Genomic DNA, 1,742 nt, shown 5'->3' with positions numbered 1-1,742 from the left:
TCTGCGTGAGGCTGCTCTCTCTGCACTCGACCGGGTCGAAATCCCAGATGTGTTCACGTATTTATGTCCGTGAGTATTATAATCCTCCCCGGCCTCGGTACCGGACATGGACGGAGACCGACGCCGCGACGCCGAGACCGGCTCCGACGCGAGCGTCGGCGACGGGGAGTCCGGCGAAGAACTCGCCGGCACGCTGGGATCCGTCGAGGACAGACTCACGCAGCTGATCCGCGACGGCCGGCTCAACGCCCTCGTCGCGTGGGCGATGATCGCCGTCCTGGGCGGGGTCCTCGTCGAGAGCGCGCTCGACTACGACCTGCTGTCGGCGGCGATCGCGGTCGGACTCGGCGGCGTCTTGCTCGCGCCCACGGTCGCGGCTCGCGACTGGCGGACGATGCTCCCGGCCGAGCTGGTGGGCCTCGCGCTGCTCCCGGTCCTCGTGGGCGCGCTCCTCGGCGGCGAGTTAGGGACGTTCGCGGCGTACGTCGCCATCGCGGCGCTGGCGCTCGTGATCGCCGTCGACCTCCACATGTTCACGTCGCTGCGGCTCACCCACTGGTTCGCGGTCGCCTTCGTCGTGATGACGACGCTGGCGACGGCGGCGGTGTGGACGGTGCTGCGCTGGAACCTCGACCAGCGCGTCGGCACCGCGTACCTGACGACGAACGACGCGCTGATGACCGAGTACATGTACGTCACGCTGGCCGGGATCGCGGCCGGACTCCTCTTCGACGGCTACTTCCGCCGCCGGGGACGCCTCCTCCGTCGCGTCATCCGCCGGGTGGTGCGGCGATGACGCTGCTCCCTCGGCTGTCGCTCGCGTCGCAGCGTCGACTCACGGGCGCGATGCAGGTCCTGCTCGTCGGCATCGTCGCGTACGGCTTCCTCGCGGGCGAGCAGAAGGCAGTAAGCAACGGGGTCATTGCGCTCCTCGTCACGCTGGTCCCCGCGGCGCTCGAGCGCCGGTACGACCTCCCGCTCGACCCGTGGCTCGCCCTGTGGATCACGACGGCCGTGTTCCTCCACACGGTCGGCTCGGCCGGGTTCTACGCCCGCGTCGAGTGGTGGGACCACATGACGCACGCGCTGTCGGCCTCCCTGGTCGCCGCAGTCGGCTACACGACGCTCCGGGCGGTCGACCTCCACAGCGACGGGATCCGGATCCCGTCGCGGTTCGCGTTCGTCTTCATCGTCCTCATCGTCCTCGCGTTCGGCGTGCTCTGGGAGCTGTTCGAGTTCGGCTTAGACATCGTCGCGACCGAGACCGGCATCGACATGCCGCTCGCGCAGCACGGGCTCGACGACACCGTGCTCGATCTCATGTACAACACCGCGGGCGCGGTGCTGGTCGGGCTGTTCGGACAGGCGCACCTCGCGGGCGTCGCGGAGCTGGTCCGGGACCGGATCTTCGGGAGCGCGACCGAGTAGCGCCGGACGCGAGCCGTAGTCGGACCGCTCAGTCCAGACAGGCCGCGACGACCCGCAGCGCGGCCTCACCCCGGACCTCGTTCGCGAGCAGCGGCACCCGCTTCACGTCCCGGGCGCGGAACAGGTCCGTCGCCTGGCGGAGCGCGCTCTGCTGGACCTCCCACCGGCGGGCGCAGAACTCGCAGGTGTCGGGGTTGGGCTCGACCACCCAGTCGGGGTCGATCCCGGCCCCGTTCCCGCCGGTCACGTCGCCGACGCCCTCCATCACACGGTTGACGACGAGCGTGTTCACCGGGATTCCGAACTCGTCGAGC

The 1,742-nt window shown here is 70.0% G+C and carries 3 protein-coding genes; 2 read left to right on the top strand and 1 reads right to left on the bottom strand.

Going from position 1 to position 1,742, the window contains the following annotated elements:
- Positions 1–106: 106 nt before the first annotated feature.
- Positions 107–796: a hypothetical protein gene (locus tag Z052_RS11850; RefSeq protein WP_086219713.1), complete on the top strand. Its 690-nt coding sequence runs from the start codon at positions 107–109 to the stop codon at positions 794–796.
- Entirely contained in the window at positions 793–1,428 is a 636-nt protein-coding gene (locus Z052_RS11845; RefSeq protein WP_086215855.1) for a hypothetical protein, read from the top strand. The genes Z052_RS11850 and Z052_RS11845 overlap by 4 nt, the downstream gene beginning before the upstream one ends.
- 28 nt (positions 1,429–1,456) lie before the next feature.
- Here Z052_RS11845 and Z052_RS11840 read toward each other — a convergent pair.
- On the bottom strand, positions 1,457–1,742 hold a 286-nt coding region (locus tag Z052_RS11840), incomplete at its 5' end, for an ArsA-related P-loop ATPase (protein ID WP_275094161.1).

The organism is Halorubrum sp. C191 (assembly GCF_002727095.1).
Lineage (GTDB): Archaea > Halobacteriota > Halobacteria > Halobacteriales > Haloferacaceae > Halorubrum > Halorubrum ezzemoulense.
This window is presented reverse-complemented; position numbering and strand designations above follow the sequence as displayed.